At 53.3% G+C, this 20,497-nt stretch carries 18 protein-coding genes; 14 read left to right on the top strand and 4 right to left on the bottom strand.

Annotated elements, in window-relative coordinates; translation table 11 throughout:
* Positions 1 to 356 precede the first annotated feature (356 nt).
* From hflK to K355_RS0115280, 4 genes are all read left to right on the top strand, one after another.
* On the top strand, positions 357 to 1,484 hold the full coding sequence (gene hflK, locus K355_RS0115295; RefSeq protein ID WP_022733029.1) for an FtsH protease activity modulator HflK: 1,128 nt from the start codon (positions 357 to 359) through the stop codon (positions 1,482 to 1,484).
* On the top strand, positions 1,484 to 2,356 hold the full coding sequence (gene hflC, locus K355_RS0115290) for a protease modulator HflC (protein WP_022733028.1): 873 nt from the start codon (positions 1,484 to 1,486) through the stop codon (positions 2,354 to 2,356). The genes hflK and hflC overlap by 1 nt, the downstream gene beginning before the upstream one ends.
* Before the next feature lie 115 nt (positions 2,357 to 2,471).
* Positions 2,472 to 2,663 carry a DUF2065 family protein gene (locus K355_RS0115285; protein WP_022733027.1) on the top strand — a complete coding sequence of 64 codons (192 nt, stop codon included), beginning with the start codon at positions 2,472 to 2,474 and terminating at the stop codon, positions 2,661 to 2,663.
* A 206-nt stretch (positions 2,664 to 2,869) separates the two neighbouring features.
* Positions 2,870 to 4,366 (top strand): DegQ family serine endoprotease, encoded by a 1,497-nt coding sequence (locus K355_RS0115280; RefSeq protein WP_022733026.1) that lies wholly within the window; start codon positions 2,870 to 2,872, stop codon positions 4,364 to 4,366.
* 83 nt (positions 4,367 to 4,449) lie between these two features.
* On the opposite strand, the gene serB is transcribed toward K355_RS0115280, so the two are convergent.
* Complete coding sequence (gene serB, locus K355_RS0115275) at positions 4,450 to 5,340, bottom strand: phosphoserine phosphatase SerB (protein WP_022733025.1); 891 nt, start codon at positions 5,338 to 5,340, stop codon at positions 4,450 to 4,452.
* A 159-nt stretch (positions 5,341 to 5,499) separates the two neighbouring features.
* Here serB and K355_RS0115270 point away from each other — a divergent pair, with 159 nt between their 5' ends.
* The 6 genes from K355_RS0115270 (at position 5,500) to ilvC (ending at position 10,837) form a co-directional block, all read left to right on the top strand.
* Entirely contained in the window at positions 5,500 to 5,757 is a 258-nt protein-coding gene (locus K355_RS0115270; RefSeq protein ID WP_022733024.1) for a type II toxin-antitoxin system Phd/YefM family antitoxin, read from the top strand.
* Positions 5,757 to 6,179: a type II toxin-antitoxin system VapC family toxin gene (locus K355_RS0115265; RefSeq protein ID WP_022733023.1), complete on the top strand. Its 423-nt coding sequence runs from the start codon at positions 5,757 to 5,759 to the stop codon at positions 6,177 to 6,179. Before K355_RS0115270 ends, K355_RS0115265 begins: the two co-directional genes overlap by 1 nt.
* Positions 6,180 to 6,198: 19 nt before the next feature.
* Positions 6,199 to 7,164 (top strand): tRNA (adenosine(37)-N6)-dimethylallyltransferase MiaA, encoded by a 966-nt coding sequence (miaA, locus tag K355_RS0115260; protein WP_022733022.1) that lies wholly within the window; start codon positions 6,199 to 6,201, stop codon positions 7,162 to 7,164.
* A gap of 152 nt (positions 7,165 to 7,316) precedes the next feature.
* Positions 7,317 to 9,080, top strand: a complete 1,764-nt coding sequence (locus K355_RS0115255; protein ID WP_022733021.1) for an acetolactate synthase 3 large subunit — start codon at positions 7,317 to 7,319, stop codon at positions 9,078 to 9,080.
* 105 nt (positions 9,081 to 9,185) lie between these two features.
* On the top strand, positions 9,186 to 9,695 hold the full coding sequence (gene ilvN, locus K355_RS0115250) for an acetolactate synthase small subunit (protein ID WP_022733020.1): 510 nt from the start codon (positions 9,186 to 9,188) through the stop codon (positions 9,693 to 9,695).
* A gap of 122 nt (positions 9,696 to 9,817) precedes the next feature.
* Positions 9,818 to 10,837, top strand: a complete 1,020-nt coding sequence (gene ilvC / locus K355_RS0115245) for a ketol-acid reductoisomerase (RefSeq protein WP_022733019.1) — start codon at positions 9,818 to 9,820, stop codon at positions 10,835 to 10,837.
* 85 nt (positions 10,838 to 10,922) lie between these two features.
* Here the strand turns inward: ilvC and K355_RS24130 are convergent, their stop codons facing one another.
* Positions 10,923 to 12,110, bottom strand: coding sequence for an MFS transporter (locus K355_RS24130; RefSeq protein ID WP_051146014.1), 1,188 nt, complete (start codon positions 12,108 to 12,110; stop codon positions 10,923 to 10,925).
* A 206-nt stretch (positions 12,111 to 12,316) separates the two neighbouring features.
* Between K355_RS24130 and K355_RS0115235 the strand changes: the two genes are divergently transcribed.
* The gene (locus tag K355_RS0115235; protein WP_022733017.1) at positions 12,317 to 13,225 is read left to right on the top strand and encodes a pseudouridine-5'-phosphate glycosidase; all 909 of its coding nucleotides are present in this window, start codon (positions 12,317 to 12,319) and stop codon (positions 13,223 to 13,225) included.
* 86 nt (positions 13,226 to 13,311) lie between these two features.
* On the opposite strand, the gene K355_RS0115230 is transcribed toward K355_RS0115235, so the two are convergent.
* The gene (locus K355_RS0115230; RefSeq protein WP_022733016.1) at positions 13,312 to 13,974 is read right to left on the bottom strand and encodes a pyridoxamine 5'-phosphate oxidase family protein; all 663 of its coding nucleotides are present in this window, start codon (positions 13,972 to 13,974) and stop codon (positions 13,312 to 13,314) included.
* 129 nt (positions 13,975 to 14,103) lie between these two features.
* Between K355_RS0115230 and pdxR the strand changes: the two genes are divergently transcribed.
* Both pdxR and K355_RS0115220 read left to right on the top strand, forming a co-directional pair.
* On the top strand, positions 14,104 to 15,624 hold the full coding sequence (gene pdxR, locus K355_RS0115225; protein ID WP_033368982.1) for a MocR-like pyridoxine biosynthesis transcription factor PdxR: 1,521 nt from the start codon (positions 14,104 to 14,106) through the stop codon (positions 15,622 to 15,624).
* A 109-nt stretch (positions 15,625 to 15,733) separates the two neighbouring features.
* Complete coding sequence (locus K355_RS0115220; RefSeq protein ID WP_022733014.1) at positions 15,734 to 17,224, top strand: cryptochrome/photolyase family protein; 1,491 nt, start codon at positions 15,734 to 15,736, stop codon at positions 17,222 to 17,224.
* A gap of 46 nt (positions 17,225 to 17,270) precedes the next feature.
* Here the strand turns inward: K355_RS0115220 and K355_RS0115215 are convergent, their stop codons facing one another.
* Positions 17,271 to 18,818 (bottom strand): CYTH and CHAD domain-containing protein, encoded by a 1,548-nt coding sequence (locus K355_RS0115215; RefSeq protein ID WP_022733013.1) that lies wholly within the window; start codon positions 18,816 to 18,818, stop codon positions 17,271 to 17,273.
* A gap of 651 nt (positions 18,819 to 19,469) precedes the next feature.
* On the opposite strand from K355_RS0115215, the gene K355_RS0115210 reads away from it, so the two are divergent.
* Positions 19,470 to 20,438 carry a hypothetical protein gene (locus tag K355_RS0115210; protein ID WP_022733012.1) on the top strand — a complete coding sequence of 323 codons (969 nt, stop codon included), beginning with the start codon at positions 19,470 to 19,472 and terminating at the stop codon, positions 20,436 to 20,438.
* Positions 20,439 to 20,497: the final 59 nt, after the last annotated feature.

Genomic DNA, 20,497 nt, shown 5'->3' with positions numbered 1-20,497 from the left:
CGTTGTTTTGCAAGGCAAGCTGTCATATAAGGCGAAAGAGCATGCGCCGTCCAACAAGTTTCAGTGTGTTTGTTTTTGGCGTACTGTTTGACTTAATACGAGCGGGAAAATCGATGGGCACCATCGCCGACCCGATGCGGTAAAGTCAAATAGCGTTAAAACAAGACCGTCGGGCCAGATCATATTGAGATTGTCTGTTGCCCGCAGCGCCAAGCCCGTTTACGCGTAGTGAGCTACGCCCTGCCGGTTTATCCTTGCAGGACAAAAGGTCGGCTTGGCACAATGGAGTTTGTTGGACGGAGCGTGCGCTCGGTAACCAAAATAAACACCGAACGGCAAGAAGAGGAAAACACTCGATGCCATGGAATTCACAAGGGGGCGGTGGCCCCTGGGGCAGCGGCGGAAATAATGGCGGCGGTCAAAACCCGTGGGGACAGCGTCCTTCGGGTGGTGGCGGCGGCGGAAATACGCCCCCCGATTTTGACGAAATGATTCGCAAGGGCCAGGAACGCCTGAAACGGCTGTTCCCCGGTGGCGGCGGATACAAGGGCTTCGTGCTGATTGGTATCGCGATCATCGGGTTGTGGCTTTTGACCGGCTTTTACCGTGTCCAACCGGGCGAACAGGGTGTGACACTTCTGTTTGGCAAATGGGTTGGCACCACAGGTCCGGGTCTGAACTATTTCCTTCCGGCCCCGATTGGCGAGGTTATTAAACCGAACGTCGAACGGACCAACCAGATCGAGATCGGTTATCGCGGCAATGGTACTGTCGGCAGTGGCGGCACCCGGGACGTCCCGGAAGAAAGCCTGATGCTGACCGGTGATCAGAACATCATCGACATTGACTATGTTGTTCAGTGGCGCATCAGCGACGCTGGCTCCTATCTGTTTAATGTCCGTGACCCTGAAAACACGATCAAGCTTGCTGCGGAAAGTGCTATCCGCGAAGTCATCGGCAAAACCAATCTGGAAGAAGCCCTGACCGTCGGTCGTGTCCGGGTTGAAGAACAGACACGTGTTTTGCTTCAGTCGATTATGGACGGCTATGAGTCGGGCGTTTTCATTGCTGAAGTAAAAATGCAGAAAGTTGACCCGCCGCGTGACGTTATCGATGCGTTTAACGATGTGCAGCGTGCGCGTCAGGACCGTGATCGTTCCCAGAACGAAGCACTGGCCTATCGCAATGACATCATCCCACGTGCAAAAGGTGAAGCAGAACGAACCATTCTGCAGGCCCGCGCATACAAGGATCGTGTGACCAAAGAAGCACAAGGTGAAGCAGAACGCTTTACCTCGATCTATAATTCCTATCTGACTGCGCAAGATGTCACCACGCGCCGCCTGTATCTTGAAACCATGCAGGAAATTCTGAGCAAATCTGACAAAGTCATTATTGATCAGAAATCTCAGGGCAATGGCGTTGTGCCGTATCTTCCGCTGCCGGAAGTTGAAAAACGTGCAAATGCAGGAGGCAATAAATAATGGCAAGTCCTAAACTTATTGCCGCAGGCGTCGTTGTCGTTATCGCCGCCGTAGTTGGCTCCATGTGTGTGTTTACCGTACGTCAGGACCAGCAGGCCCTTGTTCTTCAGTTCGGTAATCCTGTTCATGCGGTTTCCGAACCGGGGCTGCATTTCAAACTGCCGATCCAGAATGTGGAATATTACGAACGCCGCATTCTTGAACTGGACCCGCCGGTACAGCAGGTTCTTCTGTCGGATCAGAAGCGTGTCAATGTTGACAGCTTTGCCCGCTGGAAAATCGTTGATCCGCTGACCTTCCGTCAGCGTGCGACCAACACAACGAACTTTGTTCAGTTGTTTGGCCAGCGTCTGAACTCGGTGATCCGTGGTGAATTGGCACAGGCCCCGCTTGTGACACTTCTGTCAGACAACCGTGCGCAGATCATGGAAAAGATCCAGGCAAGCCTGGTCGAACCCGCCAAGGAATTTGGTGTTCAGCTGATTGACGTACGTATTGGTCGTACCGATCTGCCACAGGAAACGTCCCAGGCGGTGTATAACCGTATGCGGTCTTCACGTATTGCCGAGGCCGCACAGCTTCGCGCAGAAGGTGAAGAGCTCAAGGCGAAAATCCAGGCAGAAGCTGACCGTGAACGCATCGGTATCCTTGCCGAGGCCAGCCGTCAGGCTGAGGTTCTTAGCGGTGAAGGCGACGCGGAACGAAACATCGTTCTGGGTAAGGCCTATGGCCAAGACGCGGAATTCTTCGAATTTTATCGTTCGCTAGAATCCTATAAATCCGCGCTTTCGAACGGCTCGACCATGGTGCTTTCACCAGATAGCGAGTTTTTCCAATACTTTAATAAGTCGGCGCCTCAAACAAGCCGCTAGACAAAACACAAGGGCGACCTGCATATTAGTCAGGTCGCCCTTTTTGTTTTCATAATTTTGATCTGTTAGCAAACATAGCTGACGGGCATAAAAAACCGCCGGAACGTCCGCACCCATGAAGGAACTTGCCACAGCCATACTTCTGGCGATTGCGCTAGAAGGCATGTTTTATTCGCTGTTTCCGGGCGGCATGAAACGGGTGATGGAAATGGTTCAGGAAATCCCGGAATCACAACTTCGTGCAGGCGGACTGATTGCAGCCATAGCAGCAATTGGGGCAATTTGGGCCGTGCGAACCTGGCTGTAAGACTGGGTTTTGGCTGGAAAACAGCAGCCGTACGGAGTTATCGCCACAATAAAGTGATGATATTTCCTTCTTTTTCCTCAGGCTTGCCCAAATTCTGCCAAAGTCGGGTTTAATTTGGATAGTTAAGCGATGGGTGAATTACGAGGCTCCATCGCGCGCTGCAACATACAAATACCGTGAACGCGGCAACGAACAGGATCAAAAACATGCTACAGGCATTCTACAACCCGGTGCGGAGCAAAGTAAGCGCGGCACTGGTGATTGTTCTTCTTGGCGTGACCAGTGTTTCGCAAATCGCGAATGCCCGCCCCGCTCCTGACAGCTTCGCAGATCTGGCTGAACGCCTTCTGCCCAGTGTTGTGAACATCGCGACCAGCCAAATGGTTGCTGATCGTCAGGGACCAGATTTCCAGTTTCCTCCCGGCTCACCTTTTGAAGACCTTTTCCGCGATTTCATGGATCGCAACGGTCAGGGTGGCGAACAGGGCGGCCCAAGCCCACAGAAACGCCGTGCCACAGCCCTTGGGTCGGGCTTCATCATCTCAGCCGATGGCTATATCGTGACCAACAATCACGTCATTGATGGTGCCGATGAAATCAGCGTTCGCCTTCATGATGGTGACACGCTTGACGCCAAACTGATCGGCCGCGACCCTAAAACCGACGTTGCCTTGCTTAAGGTCGAACCAAAAGAAGACCTGCCATTTGTTAAATGGGGCAGTTCCGATGATGCGCGCATTGGCGATTGGGCCATGGCGATCGGCAACCCGTTTGGTCTTGGTGGCACTGTAACGGCCGGGATCGTTTCGGCCCGTAACCGTAACATCAATCAGGGTCCGTATGATGACTTCATCCAGACCGATGCCTCAATCAACCGTGGCAACTCTGGCGGTCCGCTGTTTAACCTTGAAGGCGACGTGATCGGCATTAACAGTGCGATCTATTCCCCGTCAGGTGGTTCTGTCGGTATTGGCTTTGCCATTCCCTCAGCCATTGCCCAAAGCGTTGTCGACCAGCTTAAGGAATACGGCCGTACCCGCCGTGGCTGGCTTGGTGTTCACATCCAGACTGTTACCGACGATATCGCAGACTCGGTCGGCCTTGATGAAAGTACCGGCGCAATGGTTGCCGGTGTCTCGGACGAAGGTCCGGCCAAAGAAGCTGGCATCAAACAGGGTGACGTCATCCTGACTTTTGATGGTAAGGAAGTCGAAAGCATGCGTCGCCTGCCGCGCATCGTCGCAGATACCAAGATCGGCAAGGATGTCGATGTGGTGATCTGGCGTGATGGCAAAAAGCAGACCGTACAGGTCGAACTCGGCGAACTTGAAGAAGACGTCGTTGCGGCGAATGCCCCGGCCAACAACCAAACCGAAGCCCCGGCAATTGCCGAAGCATCGGTTGACGCCCTTGGCATCAAGATTGCCAACGTCAATGACGAACTGCGCACCCGCTATAACCTTGCAGAAGGTACCGAGGGTGTCATCGTCACCGACGTCAGCAGCGACAGCTTTGCTGCGGAAAAGGGTGTCCGTCCGGGCGACATCATCATCGAGGCGTCGCATAGCTCGGTGTCAAACGTCGAAGACGTCATGGATGCGGTTAAATCCGCCGTTGACGATGAAAAACGTACCATCCTGATGTTGATCGAAACATCGGCAGGCGCGCGTTACTTTGGCCTGACACTGAACGCAGAACAATAATCCACAGCGATTATTATCAAACGTAAAAAAGGGCGGCCTGTCATATGCAGGTCGCCCTTTTTCGTTAACTTGGGTTTCGCCGATCAGACAACGAATTCAGATTTCCGATACCCTTGCAGGTACAAAAGTGCGGTCAGATCACCATGATTGATGCAGATACGCGCCTGTTCGCGAACCGATGGCTTGGCATGGAAGGCCACCCCAGTTCCCGCCAGTGAAATCATCTGAAGGTCATTGGCCCCATCGCCAACCGCCATCGCATCATCCACCGTCATGCCGTGTTCTTCGGTCAAGTTCTCAAGCGCATCAACCTTGGCCTGACGGTCTAAAACCGGCTTTTGCACCTTGCCGGTCAATTTGCCGTCTTTGGTCATCAAAACGTTGGCCTGATCAAAATCAAAGCCAAGCTCCTTGCGCACAGCAGCGGTAAAGAAATCAAACCCGCCCGACACAAGGGCGGCAAACGCGCCGTTGGCCTTCATCGTTGCGACCAGCGTCTTGGCCCCGCCGGTATATTCCACCGTTTTCCATGCTTCGGCCAACATATCGGTCGACATGCCATCCAAAAGTCCGACCCGTTCATCAAGGGCGGCTTCAAAATCAAGCTCGCCATTCATCGCGCGCGCGGTAATCGCCGCAACCCGGTCCTTTACCCCGGCAAACTCAGCCAGTTCATCCAACGTTTCACCCGTAACCATGGTGCTGTCCATATCAGCAATCAGAAGCTTTTTGCGCCGGGTGGCGATCTTTTGGGTGACGGCGTCGACTTCAAGCTCGGCCTCGGCCAGCGTGGTATCAGCAACATCAAGGGTGATGCCGTCGAACTCAAGATCACAGGCCTCTCCACCGGCAAGCCAGCTTACACCGCCGACAAGTGCCCCCGCCCCGGTCAGCGCAATCGCCGCACGATCAATGATGGCATCTGTCAATGCGTTCGAGTTCGGGGCAGCGATCAGGGTCAGTACCAATTTCATGGTATGGAGGCTCCTTGGCGGAAAGAGATTAAACCGATATCTCGCCTTTATCCGGATTGCATCGAACCATGACAAGAGCGTTTGTTGATTTTGTCGATTATCTTGATCTGAACCCCTTTCGATTGTAGTATTGTTTCTACATTTTTCAGGAGGTGCGATATGGGAATTACGACAATATCAAGCCGTGAATTCAATCAGGATACAAGCAGCGCAAAGAAAGCATCCAACAGCGGCCCGGTTGTGATTACCGACCGGGGCAAGCCATCGCATGTGTTGCTATCGATTGAAGAGTATCAGAAGCTGACCGGCAACCTGCCATCGATTGTCGAGTTGCTGGCAATGCCTGCTGACACTGGCGATTTTGCCTTCGACCCGCAACCGACCCATATCGGCATAAAGTCGGCTGACCTGTCCTGATGTTTATCCTTGATACCAATGTCATATCCGAACTGCGCAAGGCGGCATCGGGCCGTGCGGATGAAAACGTTGTTGCCTGGGCACGCTCGGTATCGACGGTTAGCCTGTATATGTCAGCCATCAGTGTGCTGGAAATTGAAACCGGCATTTTGAAAATCGCACGCAAAGATGCCCAACAGGCGCAATTGCTGCGTGACTGGTTTGAAGAACAGGTTTTGGCTGCGTTTCACGAACGCATCTTGCCGATTGACCACATCATTGCGCGCAAATGTGCAAGTTTGCATGTTCCCGATCCCAAATCAGAACGTGACGCCCTGATTGCCGCAACCGCACTGGTTCATGGCATGACAATTGTGACGCGCAATGTAAAAGACTTTGATCAAACAGGCGCGCGTCTGTTTGATCCATGGCACCCGAATTGATCAGAGACGAATTTATAAAATGCCCACACCCAATAAACCCGACTTCCAACCCGTCCTGATCGTTGCCGGCCCCACTGCCAGCGGCAAGTCTGCACTTGCCCTTGATATGGCGAACACATTTGACGGTGTGGTGATCAATGCCGACAGCATGCAGGTCTATAAAGAACTGCGTGTGCTCAGTGCGCGGCCCGACGATGGCGAACTTGCCCGTGCGCCACATCGTTTGTACGGGGTTCTTTCCGGGGCGGAGGCCTGCTCGGCCGGGAAGTGGCGCGAAATGGCGATGGCCGAAATTGCCGAGTGTCACGCCCAAGGCAAACTTCCGATCATTACCGGGGGTACTGGCATGTATTTGAATGCCCTGACCGCCGGGATTGCGCCGATCCCGGATGTTCCGATGCGGATTCGCGAGACCGTTACCGCCGAACTGGCTGAAATGGGCCACGTCGCGTTCTTTGACAAACTCAAACGCGATGACCCGGAAACCGCCGCCAAGCTTGATGGCAACAACACTCAAAGGATGATTCGCGCCGCCGAAGTTTTTGCCCATACCGGACGTGGATTGGCCAGTTGGCACAAGGAACCGGTGATTACCCCGCCCGAAAACATGTTTTTCAAGAAGCTTTGTTACATGCCGCCGCGCGACATTTTGTATGACCGCTGCAATCGGCGTTTTGATCTGATGATCGCGCAAGGCTCACTTGATGAAGTTCGTGAACTGGTCGCCTTGAATTTGCCGCCAACAGCACCTGTAATGAAGGCTGTCGGCGTCAGAGAGCTTTCCTCATACTTATCAGGCGACACCAATCTTGAGACCGCGCGCGACCTGTCGCAACGCGAAACCAGACGCTATGCCAAACGCCAATTAACCTGGTTTCGCCATCAGATGACCGACAAGGAAATCATCGACACGCAATATTCGGAAAGTTTGGCGGACAAATTGCGTCATGATATTAACCAATTTCTGTTGACCACGCCAAAGTGAGGCGATAGGTTGGCGCTTCCACCGCCGGAATGGCGGAAAACCGCCGTTTCGGCGGATTTTTCAACTCCAATTCGAGGATAATTGGATCATGTTTCAACCACGCGGTTATCACGCGACACGTTGTTGTCGCTAAGTAAAGAGGCTCGAAAATCATGGCAGAACGTATTTTGAACGGTTCGGAAGTAGTGTTGCAGGCCCTTGCAGATCAGGGTGTGGAAGTCGTGTTCGGCTATCCCGGCGGCGCTGTCCTACCGCTATATGACGAGATATTTAAACAGAACCGAATTCGTCACGTTCTCGTGCGCCATGAACAGGCTGCTGTCCACGCTGCTGAAGGTTACGCCCGCTCGACCGGTAAGGTCGGCGTTGTGCTTGTAACCAGCGGACCGGGGGCAACCAATGCCGTAACGGGCCTTACCGATGCGTTGATGGACTCGATTCCAGTTGTCTGCCTGACCGGTCAGGTGCCGACCCATTTGATCGGCAATGATGCATTTCAGGAAGCCGACACCACCGGCATCACCCGCCCGTGCACCAAGCATAACTATCTGGTGAAAGATCCAGCAAAGCTTGCGCGTACCATGCACGAAGCTTTCCACGTTGCATCTTCCGGGCGTCCGGGACCGGTTGTTATTGACCTTCCCAAGGATATTCTGGTTGGCAAGGCGCCGTATCTCGAACCGTCACAGGTTCAGCACCGGACCTATAACCCGGTGGTTAAGGGCGACCGTGGACAGATCGAACAAGCCCTTGAAATGCTGGCATCGGCCAAAAAGCCGATCCTGTACTGCGGCGGCGGTGTCATCAATTCCGGCGAACAGGCCTGTAAGCTTCTGGCGGAATTCACCCGCACCACCGGCATTCCGATCACCCTGACCCTGATGGGTCTTGGTGCCTATCCGGCGTCTGACAAGCAGCACCTTGGCATGCTGGGCATGCACGGAACCTACGAAGCCAACATGGCGATGCATGATTGCGATGTCATGTTTGCGGTTGGCGCGCGTTTTGATGACCGTGTAACCGGCAATCTTGATTTCTTTGCGCCGGGATCACAGAAAGTCCAGATCGACATTGATCCAAGTTCGATCAACAAAAACGTCCCCGTCGATATCGGCATTGTTGGCGACATTGGTCACGTTCTTGAAGACATGATCAAAATCTGGAAAGCCAAGCAATACAAGCTCGACGCAGCCGCACTTGATGGCTGGTGGAAAGAGATTGAAGGCTGGCGTGAAAAACACTGCCTGTCCTACAAACAACCCAAAGACGTGATCAAGCCGCAGCACGTTATTCGCCGTGTCCATGCGCTGACCCGTGATCGCAAAACCTATATCACCACCGATGTGGGGCAGCACCAGATGTGGGCCGCCCAGCATTTCGGGTTTGAACACCCGTATGAATGGATGACGTCAGGTGGTCTTGGTACCATGGGCTATGGGATGCCCGCCGCCCTTGGCGTGCAGGTTGCTCATCCTGATGCGACGGTTGTCTGCTTTACCGGTGATGCATCGATCATGATGAACATTCAGGAATGCGCGACGATGACGCAGTATCGTCTGCCGATCAAAACCGTGATCCTGAACAACCGTTACATGGGCATGGTCCGCCAGTGGCAGCAGCTTCTGCACGGGTCGCGCTATTCCGAAAGTTATAGCGAAACCCTGCCCGACTTCGTCAAATTGTCCGAGGCCTTTGGCTTTACCGGCATGAAGTGCGAAAATCCGGCTGATCTTGATGATGCCATTGCCAAAATGCTCGAAATTGATGGTCCGGTTATTCTGGATGTTGCTGTCGATGATAAGGAAAACTGCTATCCGATGATCCCATCGGGCAAGCCGCACAATGAAATGCTGCTTGGGCAGGAAACCAACGGCAACGAAGCCATTGATTCCGACGAAGGAATGGTTCTGGTCTGATCCGCACCCAACAAAAGTGCGAGACGACATCATCAAAACCATAATGAAAAAGCCGGTGTGGGCGGCAATAGATTGCCCCCAACCGCGCCCTAGCGGAGCGAAACCGTGAAAGAAACCGAAATTTCGAAGCACACCATTTCTGTTCTGGTGGATAACGAAGCAGGCGTCCTGGCCCGTGTCATCGGGCTGTTTTCGGGCCGTGGCTATAACATCGAAAGCCTGACCGTGGCCGAGGTCGATGCGCATACCCATGAATCGCGCATCACCGTTGTCACATCGGGCACCCCGATGGTCATCGAACAGATCAAGGCACAGCTTTCGCGTCTTGTCCCGGTTCACAAGGTCAATGATCTGACCCTGTCGGGACCAAGTGTTGAACGTGAATTGGCCCTGATCAAGGTGATTGCAACGGGTGAGAAACGCGTCGAATCCCTGCGTATTGCCGATATCTTCAAGGCACGCGCAGTCGATGCGACCAACAGTTCCTTCGTTTATGAAATCATCGGCAGCCCCGAAAAGATTGACGCTTTCATCAAATTGATGGAACCGCTGGGGCTTTCGGAAATTTCGCGTACGGGTGTCGCGGCAATTTCGCGCGGCACACTGACGATGTGAGTTTGCCCTGCCCGGTGATCCGCATTGGGCAAGGCATTGGGGGTTTTGCCCCTAAACAAATTTGATCCATCCCACCACGCAGATAAAAATAAGCGTGGTCCAACGTCCAGAGGTATCGAAAGATGCGTGTTTATTACGACCGCGATGCAGATGTTAATCTGATCAAAACCAAAAAAGTTGCCATCATCGGTTACGGTTCGCAGGGTCACGCCCATGCGCTGAACCTTCATGATTCCGGTGTTGCAGAAGTGGCCGTTGGCCTGCGTGAAGGTTCCTCTTCGCGCAAAAAGGCTGAAAAAGCCGGTCTGAAAACCATGACCCCGGCCGAAGCCGCTGCTTGGGCAGATGTTGTCATGATGCTGACCCCTGATGAGCATCAGGCAGCGATCTATGCCAATGAACTGCGCGACAACCTTAAACAGGGTGCCGCCCTTCTGTTCGCACACGGTCTGAACGTGCATTTCGGCCTGATCGAGCCGCGCGCTGATCTTGACGTTATGATGATCGCACCAAAAGGCCCGGGCCACACGGTTCGTTCTGAATATGCACGTGGCGGCGGGGTTCCTTGCCTTGTTGCTGTTGAACAGAACGCATCGGGCAATGCACTTGAAGTCGCACTGTCTTATGCATCTGCAATCGGTGGCGGCCGTTCGGGCGTGATCGAAACCACCTTCCGTGAAGAGTGCGAAACCGATCTGTTCGGCGAACAGGCTGTTCTGTGTGGCGGCCTGACCCAGCTGATCAAATACGGTTTTGAAACCCTGACCGAAGCTGGCTACGCACCGGAAATGGCATACTTTGAGTGCCTGCACGAAGTGAAACTGATCGTTGACCTGATGTATGAAGGCGGTATGGCCAACATGCGTTACTCAATCTCGAACACCGCAGAATACGGCGACTATGTCACCGGTCCGCGCGTGATCGACGCATCGGTCAAAGACCGTATGAAAGAAGTCCTTGCTGACATTCAGGAAGGTAAATTCGTGCGTGATTTCGTTCAGGAAATGCATTGCGGTGAGCCGATGTTCAAAGCAACACGCCGCCTGAATGCAGAACATCCGATCGAAGAAGTTGGCACCAAACTGCGCGCTATGATGCCGTGGATTGCTGCTAACCAGCTTGTCGACAAAGAAAAGAACTAAGCAACAGCTTGGGTTTTTGATGCAAACGGCCGTCCCGATGGGGCGGCCGTTTTGCTTTGAGGGCTATGCCCGAAACAACCCAGAACTACTGGTGCATGCGCTTCACCGGGAAGCGCAATTCCGTGACAGCCCAGATGACGACACAAAGGATCGACACACTTGATCCAAGCGCCACGATAGCGGGCCACCCGCCCATCCCGTACGAAACAGCTGCACTGGCCGAACCACATGCACCGCCGAGGAAGTAACTGGCCATATAGCCCGTTGTCAGGCGGCTTCTGGCTTCGGGGTTAAGGCGGTAAATCTCGCTTTGGTTCGAGATATGCGCACCTTGGATACCAAGGTCGAGCAACACGACACCGACGCCAAAGGCAACCAGCGACCATTGCCCCCAATACAGCAACACCCAGCTTGACACCGTCACCATTAAAAATCCGCCGGTGCTCAGCCTTGCCCAACCCCGATCCGCCAGCCTGCCTGCAATACGGGCCGCCAAAATACCAATGGCCCCGATCAGGCCAAACATGCCGATCATGGCTTCGGACATGTCATATTGACGGGCAAGCATAAAGGCCATCGCCGTCCAGAAAATGCCAAACACCGCGTATTGCAGCCCACCAATCAGGCTGCGACGGCGCAACACCGGCTCATCACGAAACAGATGCAGGATGGAGGCGTAAAGTGTCCGGTAACTGGTGTTTGAGGTTGGGACCAGATGGGGCAAGATTTTGTAACAGGCCACCGAATAGCCCGCCATCAGGAATGCCGCGACGATAAAAACCGACCGCCATCCGGCAAGTTCGGCCATCACCCCCGAAAAGGTACGCGCCAAAAGAATACCCAGTAACAAGCCACTCATCACCGTGCCCACCGCCGATCCGCGCTTATCATCACTGGCAAGATGGGCTGCCAACGGCACCAGGATTTGGGCGGTGACACAGCTTATGCCGACCATGATGCTAAATGCGACCAGCAACAAAAACGAATGCGACAAGCCCATCGCCAAAAGGCCCAAGGCCGTTAAGGCCGAGGTAATGGTCAATAATTTCCGCCGTTCATGATGATCGCCAAGTGGGACCACCACGATCAAACCGGCGAGATAGCCCAATTGCGCGACTGTAACCAAAAGCCCGGCCTTGGTGTCGCTTAGGCCATATTCACGTGCAAGCAGTTCCAGCAAGGGCTGCACATAATAAAGGCTGGCAACCGAGAGGCCGCTTCCGACCGCCATAAAGGCGAGAAGCCCACGGGTCAGAACTGGTTTGGAATGCATAAAGGATGGTCCCGAAAAGGTTGGTGGTTTCAACAAGATACGCGCCTGCCACATCCGTTACAATCCGTTGACTGGCACAAGTGCGTTTCAGATGTGGCATTGATCAATATGAAACATTGCAGACATGCAATGCTTTGGGCTGGATTTCGAAGGATGATCTGTTTAATTCTGACCTTTAAAACTTTAACTCAAACATGAGCCACTTTATGTTGAATCATATCGATATCGCCCCTGAAGTCGCCGAAGCATTTGCTGCGGGCAAGCCGGTTGTCGCCCTTGAATCGACCATTATTTCCCATGGCATGCCCTATCCGCAGAACCTTGAAACGGCGCGTGCTGTTGAACAGGATGTGCGTGATAATGGTGCGGTTCCCGCCACCATCGCCGTGATTGCTGGTCGCTGCAAAATCGGTCTTACCGCCGATGAGCTGGAATATTTCGCCAAGGGCACGGACATCCTGAAACTGTCGCGCCGCGATATTCCCTATTGCCTTGCCAAGAAACTTGACGGGGCGACCACGGTTTCCGCCACCATGATTTTGGCCGAAAAGGCCGGCATCCGGGTGTTTGCCACGGGTGGTATTGGTGGGGTTCACCGTGATCTTGCCGGGAATTACGATGTATCGGCTGATCTGACCGAGCTTGGTAAAACCAGTGTCGCGGTTGTCTGTGCTGGTGCCAAGGCGATCCTTGATATCCCTAAAACGCTTGAACATCTTGAAACGCTGGGTGTGCCGGTGATTGCCTATGGCACCGATGAATTCCCGGCGTTCTATTCGGTGGAAAGCGGTCAAAAAGCGCCCCTTCGTCTTGATACCCCCGAAGAACTGGCGGCCTTCCTGACATCGAAATGGGAATTTGGTCTTGAAGGTGGGGCTGTGATTGGCAACCCGCCCGAGGCCGACAAGGCGCTCGCCCGCGAAGCCATCGAAGGTGCGATTGAAAGCGCACTGGCCGAGGCCACCGAAAAAGGCATTCAAGGGCGCGACGTTACCCCGTTCCTGCTTAAACGCGTGACCGAACTGACCGATGGCAAAAGCCTTGAAGCCAACATCGCTCTTGTGCGCAACAATGCCCGCCTTGGCGCAAGAATTGCGGCGGCGATGGTCGATTAATCCGTCTCACGATCAAGCATCACGATACAGAAAAACCGGCTGACAGAGTTCCCTCTGCCAGCCGGTTTTCGTTTCAGCGAGAAATCCTACTCCGGCTTTTTGCCTTTACCGACAAAGCCGGGATCAATCTTGGCATCGTCAACCGGCGTGCCCCACATGTTCTGGCACGGCAGAACCCCGGCCCACACCGGCAGGTCGTAATCTTCGTCATCATCGACCGGATCACCGGCCCGGACTTTGGCGGAAACTTCGTTCAGGTCAAAGCCAAGGAATATGGTGGCTTTAAGCTCCTGCTTGTTGGGTTCACGGATGGTGCCCCACCGTCCCGGTTCAAGCTTTTCCATAAACAGGCGGGAATGTTCCATCTTGCCTGCGTCATCAGATACAACCTCACCCTTGCCGTAAATCACGACCGAACGATAGTTGGCTGAATGATGGAATGCCGAACGCGCCATCACCAGCCCATCAAGGTGGGTGATGCACAGGCAGGCCTCCGCCCCCTCGGCAATCGCGCCCAGAATGCGGTTTTTCGACGCCCCATGGATATAAATCCGTTCGCCCACCCGCCAGTGGGCGGTCGGGATCATGGTGGGGCGACCATTGACCACCGTTCCAACATGGCAAATCAAGGCGTCATCAATGATCCCGTGAACAAGCTTACGGTCATAGGATGCACGCTTGGGACCACGCACAATTTTGGTTACGGGGTGAACATCATATTGGTCAGGCAAATCAAGTACGTCAGACATGGGGTTCTCTTTTGTTCGTCGGTGATGGCACGCGGGGTGTTTCGCCTGATCATCGCGATTATTGGACTTTTCAAAAGGTCCATTATAATAAAATACATAGAACCAATTCAAACCGTCAGGCCGATCAGCATGCGCAGCGATTACAGCTGGATATATCCCAGCCACACCGACCAAACCGGCGACCGGGCAGAACCCATCGCCTATCGGCGGCTTTATCACGGCATACGGGCCGCCATTCTTGATGGGCGGCTCCATCCGGGCGAACGGCTTCCGGCCAGCCGCGACCTGGCCAGAACACTTGGCATATCGCGCAATACCGTGGTCACCAGTTTTGACCTGCTGACGTCCGAAGGCTACCTCGAAACCCGTGTCGGAGCCGGAAGCTTTGTTGCCAGCACCCTGCCCGACCGCGATATGGCGGCAACGCATCAAACCAGCGATCAAGGAAATGCATCCAAGACCAATGAACGCCCCTTGCGGCTCAGCCAAAGTGTCGCGCGCATGCTCGAATATCAGCGACGCTTCCCAAGGTTCCGGGTCGCCCGTCCGTTTAACCCCGCCACACCGGATCTGGATGGCTTTCCCTTTGACCTTTGGGCGCGGTTGTTGCGCCGTGCATGGCGGTCGCCCGATATTGATCTGACGATCCCCGATGATCCGCTTGGCCTTTCGCAATTGCGCCATGAAATCGCAAAATGGCTGCGCCAGTCGCGCGGGGTCAATTGCGATGCCGATCAGGTGATGATTGTATCTGGCGCGCAGCAGGCGCTTGATCTGATTGCCCGTGCACTCGTCGATCCCGGCGATGTCATCGCTACCGAAGACCCCGGCTACGAAGGCATACGCGGTGTTCTTGCCGCCAGTGGTGCCGATGTTCAGGCCATTCCGGTCGATCACGAAGGGCTGTGCGTTGATCTGCTTTCAAACACATCATCTCCAGCACGGATCGTGGTCACAACCCCATCGCGCAATTACCCATTGGGAACGACCCTTTCGCTTGCGCGGCGTCTGGCGATGTTGCAATGGGCGGATGCCAATGATGCCTGGATTGTCGAAGACGATTACGACAGCGAATACCGCTATGACGGGCCACCGCTGTCATCCCTTCAGGGGCTTGATACCCAAAACCGGGTGATTTATGTCGGCACGTTTTCCCGGGTGATGTTTCCCGGTATTCGGCTTGGATATCTGGTGCTGCCAAAGGCGTTAATCCCGGCCTTTCGCGGTATGCGCGGCTTTGCCGACGGGGTCCCCGCCCCAACCGCGCAAGCCGCCCTTGCCGCGTTTTTCGCCGACGGCCATTTTGGCAGTCACGTACGCAAGATGCGCCTGCGGTACGGCGAACGGCGCACACATCTGCAAAACCTGATTGCGGATCGTGCGTCAGGCGCACTTTCTATTATGCCGTCAGACGGTGGACTGCATTTCTGCACAAAACTTATCGCCGGGCATGACGACATGGTTTTGCAGGAAAAGATGGTCACAGCCGGGCTTGATTGCCGCGCGCTGTCGTCTTATTTCCACGATAAATCGGCCCAAAACCGCCCTAATCTGCCGCAGGGGCTGGTGCTTGGGTTTGCCGGATGGAACAAAAATGCCCTGACGCAAAGTTTTGGTGAACTGATCACGATCATGGAACGTACCTCTTAATGTACCCTAAGCCAGAGAGAGCGGCTCGGCACCCCCTCTATACGCTGTCACAGTCGAGACGCTCTCTCACCTTTCTGTCGAAATTCCAAGACGATCTTTAAGGATATCAATGACCGACCGTCCAATCGCCATCATGTGGTTTCGCAATGATTTGCGTTTGGCCGACAATCCGGCCTTACGCGCAGCAACCCAGTGGGCGCGCGAAAATGACGGGGTTGTTTTACCGCTATTCATCCTTGATCCAGTGATTTCAGATCAGCTTGGCGGGGCTACTCGATGGTGGCTTGAAAAAAGCCTGACCGTGCTTGACCGCGCCATTTCAGAGCTTGGCGATGTTAGCGCTAACATGCCTAAAAACACTGCCTTGCGGCTGTTTGTCGGCAAGTCCTCTGATATCCTTGATACCATCATTGAAAGCCAGCCGGTCGGGGCATTGTTCTGGAACCGACTTTATGACAAGCCATCGATCACGCGCGATACCGAAATCAAGGCCGCCATGATGGATCGCAGTCTTACGTGCGAGAGTTTCAAGGCGCAGCTTCTGTTTGAACCGTGGGAAGTCAAAACCGGCGGCGGTACTGATTTCAAGGTCTTTAGCCCGTTCTGGCGCGCCTGCCAAAAAAACCCACCGCCACGTGCGCCTTTCATGGCACCTGAAACCATCACGCTTTGCGATCAAGACATCAAAGGTCAGGTTGACCTTCGAACACTGGATCTGTCGCCCAAGCCATTTGATTGGGCCGTGGGATTATCTGAACGCTTTACCCCCGGCGAAAAAGGCGCGATGGATCAGTTGTTTGATTTCATTGATGACCGGTTGCAAGACTACGCCGATCTGCGCGACCGCCCGGATCACCGGGTGACGTCCGAACTTTCCCCGCATTTACGCTTTGGCGAAATCAGCCCATTTCAGGTCTGGCACACCGCAAACCATTTTGCCGATGCCAATCCCGGCAAAGGCAAAACCGCATCGAAGTTTATATCCGAACTCGGATGGCGGGAATTTGCCCATCATATCCTGTTTCACGCCGAAGACCTTCGAACCCAGCCGCTGCAAGATAAGTTCAGCAGCTTTGCATGGTCAGATGCCCCCGACGATCTGGCAGCCTGGCAGCGCGGGCAAACCGGCTTTCCCATCGTCGATGCCGGCATGCGTGAACTTTGGCATACCGGATACATGCACAACCGGGTGCGGATGATTGTCGGATCCATTCTGGTCAAACATCTTTTGATCCATTGGCGCGACGGGCTGGCATGGTTTGACGACACACTTGTCGATGCCTGCCCGGCCAACAATCCGTTTTCATGGCAATGGATCGGCGGGTGCGGGGCGGATGCAGCTCCATATTTCCGTATTTTTAATCCGGTGCTTCAGGGCGAAAAATTTGACCCCAAGGGCGAATATGTTCGCCAATGGGTGCCGGAACTGCGCGACATGCCTGATCAATACATCCACAAACCATGGGAAGCATCGCCCTTGATCCTCAAGGCTGCTGACGTCACGCTGGGCAAGTCCTACCCCGATCCCTTGATCGGCTTGAAAGAAGGCCGTGAGCGGGCTTTGGCGGCCTATCAGGACATGAAAAAGGCTGCGGCGTAATCCCCCGCAGCCTTCATCGATTAGAAACGGCACAATATGGTATCAGTCAACTCCAGAACAACTTGCGTTCTGCGAACTCTTTCCAGGCCATGCCAAGACCGTCCAGTTCATGGTCAACACGTGCGGCATACCAGCCAGATACCAGCCCGATGGCCACCAGTCCTTCTTTTGACAGTTTTGGCGCCAGTGACATCAGCCGTTTTTCAGCCACGGCTGCATCCTGCAACTCACCAAGAATATCCTGCATGGCGACAAGGCCGTTGCGGAACTTTTTGACCTTCTTGCTGCCATAGACACCGCCAAAGAAATCGGTGCCATAGCGCATCTGTTTAACATCAAGACGCAGTGCATGAAGCTGTGGCGTGGTCAACGCAGTGATGTTGTCGCCGCGACGGGTAACACGTTTATAAACCCGTTCCAGCAATGGCTCGGCCATCTTGCCAATCGGGGCAGCCATGGCTTTCATCTGTGATGCACTGGCCCCGGATGCCCAGCGCGAATAGCTGGCCCATGCGCCAAGGATCAAAAGAAGCTGCCCATATTCCGGGCTATCGAGCATATCATGTGCTGCGACCAACGCCTTTTGACGTTCAATCTCGGCGGCTTTGCGCAACTCGGCAACACCCACATTTTGCGAAAACCGTTCTTCGATCAGGGGCAAGGTTTCGCCAAGAAACACATCCCAATCACGCAAGGCATCAAGTCCCTTGCTACACGTCTTTAACAACCGCCTCAGCAAAACCGCCTCGCCATGTGGCAGGTTCTTTTTAAACAGATTAAACGCCACCCGCAGCCTGCGCATGCCAACCCGCATCTGATGGCAGCCTTCGACATGAAGGTCCTGACGCACACAAATCTCATTGCCAAGGATCATCCGAAGCCCCTGCGCAAGGACGGCTCGAAAGGCTGTTTCGGCCGACATATCAGCTGTCAGGGCAACCGCGTCTGGCTTATAAAAGCGTGTCTCCGTGCCAAGGTACAAATCCCGACCGCGCGATGCTTTAGATCGCATGCTCAACAGCAAGGGAACAGTGCGTTGCAGCTCTAGTGCCAAGTCAAACAAAGCGGCGGGATGGCCATCTTTTAATTCAAACTCGACTTCGGAAAGTGGCACTTCGGCCTCACCGGCGCGCACAACACCCTGATCTATGGCCATTTCCATCACCGCATCACGGTAAGTCAGATCAACGGCACTGCGTTTAAGGTCGCTTTCAAAAATCCGGTCGATGGTTTTCTTCTTGGCAAACTTGCTCAGAAGCTTTTTAACGTCCTTGTCGGTAAATTTCTCAAGATCAAGTGCCCCGTCTTCAAGCGGTACTGTCCATTCGTGACGTGCGGGCAAAGCCTCGCGCAGGCCATTGGTGGCCTTAACGGTTTGCTCCCACCCTTGCGTTCCAATCTTGCGCACCCGAATGGCAAGCCCCTTGCGCGCCAGCGACAGCTTGGGCGTATCATAATAGATGGAAACCAGATGGGTCGTCTCGATGCGACGGCCTTCTTTCACCTCGCGTAAGACGGGTGCCTGACGCAAACGCGAAACGTGCTTTGGATCGATCCGAAGTTTCAGTTCGATTTCGATCTGCTTCTCGGCCATTTTGGGTCCCCTAGGCGTATTGCTCTTGCAGCACAGCGGATTTCACCAAAACCTTATATCATAAACGTTTTTATGTTTCAGCGGGTTGAAATCACATGCCGGAATGATGGTAGCGGATTGTCAAATTTCCGCAACAAAAGCCCTAAACCCCTCGTCAAATCAAGCACTAAACGCATATCTCACTGCTTACACAAACTGCACCTTTCATTTGAAACCAGACCAGAAGATTTCTGTTCATTTGATCACAACAGCAACAAATTCATAAACTTTGAGAAGATAGGGTGCGTGCCTGCTTAATCCAGCGCATCCGATCTCTTACCGATTCTTTACAGGCATGTGGACCCAAGAGGCTCTGCAAGAATCATCAAGTGAAAGCATGTTAAATAGTTACTTTTTCATCGCCCTCGAACAAACCCAAACATTAAATCGTCTATCAACCCCCAACCCTAATCAATAGGATAGGACAGAGCAGCCAACCCGTTCTTATAGATAGTATCCATCGCAAATTAACCATTGATAATGTTGGACAATGTCACCGAAATAGATTTCGGGTTTCGTACCTGTTTCCGAGGAATGAACTCGTGGTCCCGACTGGAATGCGCCACGCGTTACTTCTGCCAACATAATAAATTATGGAAGAAATTTACTTCAATGAAATTAAATCAGTTTTGGAATCCAGTACTCCTCACAACCATCCTTGGATGCATGGCATTGAGCGGCTGCCAGACCACACGCTCAAACCATTTTTCGGAATGGAAAGAAACGCCTATTGCAAGTGCACGTTTTAATATCATGCAGGCGTTGTCAGTCCCGGTAAGTGCAGTTCAACAGCGATCCCGCAACAATGGTCAGGTTCTTGACGAGAAATGGGTACTTGCCTGCGGAAAAGGTGAAGTTCAAATTCAACATGTTTCGAGTGCATGGTTCAACCCATCGACAATTAGTGACCTTAAATCAGAGGAGACTTTTGCTGCCCAAGTAATAGCGGGGGCTGGATCCAATGTGAGTCTTCAAAACACAACTTCTGTAACGATCCCTACAGGACGCCGTATTGGTTACTATGCAGATGTTAAAAAATCCAACGGAGACATTTGTCAGGGAGCAATTTTTGGTATTCGCGGCAAAAATGCCCGCATGTATGACAATGACCGTGGACAGGTTGATACATATATAGAGCTTCACTATTGCGGTGATGAGCGTATTGATATGGGAACGTTTGTCGAAACCGTTGATATGACTAAAAATGGCGCTGCCAACGCTGGTCAGTTACAAGATTGCACGTCTGCTTACAGCGAGCCAAAGTTAACCGAAACACTCGACACTCAAAAAAAAGCAAATGCCACTGTTGTGTGGGACGGCACTTACAAAGGGTCGGGTCCAATAGAAATTTCTCATGGGCCAACCACTGGTGTGTTCAATGTATCATTTGATGAAGGATTAACATGTGAAGGTCACTTCAAAGCCTCAGACCCACAAAAACCACTGAATGCAGATTGGTCTATGAAATGTAACAATGGTCAAAGTGCCAAGGGATTTTTCTATCCCGAAAATGACAAGCTACTTTATGGTAAAGGCACCGACCAAAAAGGCTCAAATATACTGCTTCAAATCGAACTTTAACCCCAACAGATCCCACAAAAATGCCGCAAACATCCAAGAATTGATGTTTGCGGCATTTT

The sequence above is a fragment of the Thalassospira lucentensis MCCC 1A00383 = DSM 14000 genome, from assembly GCF_000421265.1.
Lineage (GTDB): Bacteria > Pseudomonadota > Alphaproteobacteria > Rhodospirillales > Thalassospiraceae > Thalassospira > Thalassospira lucentensis.
Note: the sequence above shows the minus strand (reverse complement) of the source record. Positions and strands in the feature narration are given on the sequence as shown.